Origin of the sequence: Bradyrhizobium sp. MOS001, from assembly GCF_004634465.1 — a bacterium.
GTDB lineage: Bacteria > Pseudomonadota > Alphaproteobacteria > Rhizobiales > Xanthobacteraceae > Bradyrhizobium > Bradyrhizobium barranii.
The window spans coordinates 1-1,567 of the sequence record NZ_SPVJ01000155.1; the positions used below are offsets into that span (position 1 = coordinate 1).

3 protein-coding genes are annotated in these 1,567 nt (G+C 59.9%); 2 read left to right on the forward strand and 1 reads right to left on the reverse strand.

Going from position 1 to position 1,567, the window contains the following annotated elements:
- The first annotated feature begins 254 nt into the window (after positions 1-254).
- Both CT676_RS43590 and CT676_RS43595 read left to right on the forward strand, forming a co-directional pair.
- Positions 255-896, forward strand: coding sequence for a glutathione S-transferase family protein (locus CT676_RS43590; protein ID WP_085401707.1), 642 nt, complete (start codon positions 255-257; stop codon positions 894-896).
- 83 nt (positions 897-979) lie between these two features.
- On the forward strand, positions 980-1,309 hold the full coding sequence (locus CT676_RS43595) for a GcrA family cell cycle regulator (protein ID WP_085401706.1): 330 nt from the start codon (positions 980-982) through the stop codon (positions 1,307-1,309).
- A gap of 19 nt (positions 1,310-1,328) precedes the next feature.
- Here the strand turns inward: CT676_RS43595 and CT676_RS45030 are convergent.
- Positions 1,329-1,567 (reverse strand): hypothetical protein (locus CT676_RS45030; RefSeq protein WP_205124650.1); only part of this gene is annotated, 239 nt, incomplete at its 5' end.

Sequence of the window (1,567 nt, forward strand, 5' to 3'; positions counted from 1 at the left end):
ATGGTCAGCCCTCCAAGAGCCGACCACCCATGAATCATTGAAAAATTGATTCGGGAATCCTATAAAACGCGACAAAATCAAAAATCTGCCAAAGTAGTGCTAGGCCGTGAACCCATAAAGCGAGGAGGACCGGCGCTGCATGATGCCGAGTATTCGACGAACCTTGTGCATATCGTGTCAGAGCGATAGCAGCAGGTGTGGAAATCTCGCTCCTGCGAATTAAGGCACTTAAGCCAACGTAAGGACGCTCAAGTATGCTCACCGTCTATGGCGAAGGTCGTGGGTTCCGTGTCGTTTGGCTGCTCGAGGAATTGGGGGTGGCTTATCGGCTACGCCCGGTCGATCTGTTCGCTATCGAGAATGATCCCGATTTTCTTGCGATCAACCCCGCCGGCTTTATCCCGGCGCTGCTGGACGGCGAGATGATCATGGTCGAGTCGATCGCGATCCTCGAATACCTGCTCGCCCGCCACGGCCCGAGCCCGCTCGCCGTCGCCCCGGATGATCCGGCTTTCGCCGCCTATCTGCAATTCCTCCATTTGGGAGAGGCCGGGCTCGCTGGACCAATGAACGCCGTCATCGTCGGTCGCGCATTCGCCCCCGCAGAAGAGCGAAACGCCCGGGTCACAATCTGGGCACTGGAGACCTTTCATAGCCGGCTGGGATTGGTCATCCAGCGTCTCGCAAATCGTCCATTTCTCGCCGGTGACCGGTTCACTGCTGCTGACATTTCAGTGAGCTACGCACTCCTGCTTGGTCTGCGAACCAGCAACTATACCCCGGGTTCAGTCGAGCGTGCCTATCTCGCCCGTACGACGACACGCCCCGCCTACGCCCGGGCGATGGAAATCTGCCAAGCCACCAAGGCTTGGGCGGAGAGATCACCGGCGTTGTAGAGCCAGGTCGTGAATCCATAGAAGGGATTCCCGCGAGCGGCCTGGACTAGCCAGTGTCGGTCAGTCCGCGCTATAATCTCTCCATGGGCTGGGATGCGAAAGACGTAGCGCTGCTCAAAAGGCTCTGGGCCGCAGGACAGAGCGCGGCACAGATTGCGCGCCGTCTCGGGTGTAGCCGTAACGCGGTCTGCGGGATGCTAACCCGTTCGGGCTTGAAGCGTGGCCACAAGCCGCCAACAGCAAGACCCAAGATAAGGCCGCCCCCGAAGCCAAGGCCGGCGTCGTCGGCCGCCCTGGTACGTCGAGTAGAGAAGAAGGTGTCGCGAAGCACCGCAGAGAGGCAGCAGCCCAAGGAATTCAGCAAGCAGCAGCTGTACGCCATTCTAGCTGAGGCGGTCAGGAACACTGGCTAAGCGCTAACCACGACGGGCGTTACGCTCCGCGTCCGTGTCCTGGTCCAACTCGAACGGTTCGGCTGTCGTGACCATTCCCCAAGCCTTGGTCTGCTAATGGGATGGTCCGGCCGTGCTCCTGCCCCGCCAGCGATAAGCTGGCCAGGGGCGCCAAGACAAGGAGCACGCCATGTCCCAGACACTCAATACCGCGATCGCCGTGATCGGCATCGATATCGGCAAAAACTCGTTCCATGTCGTGGGCCACGATGCGCGCGG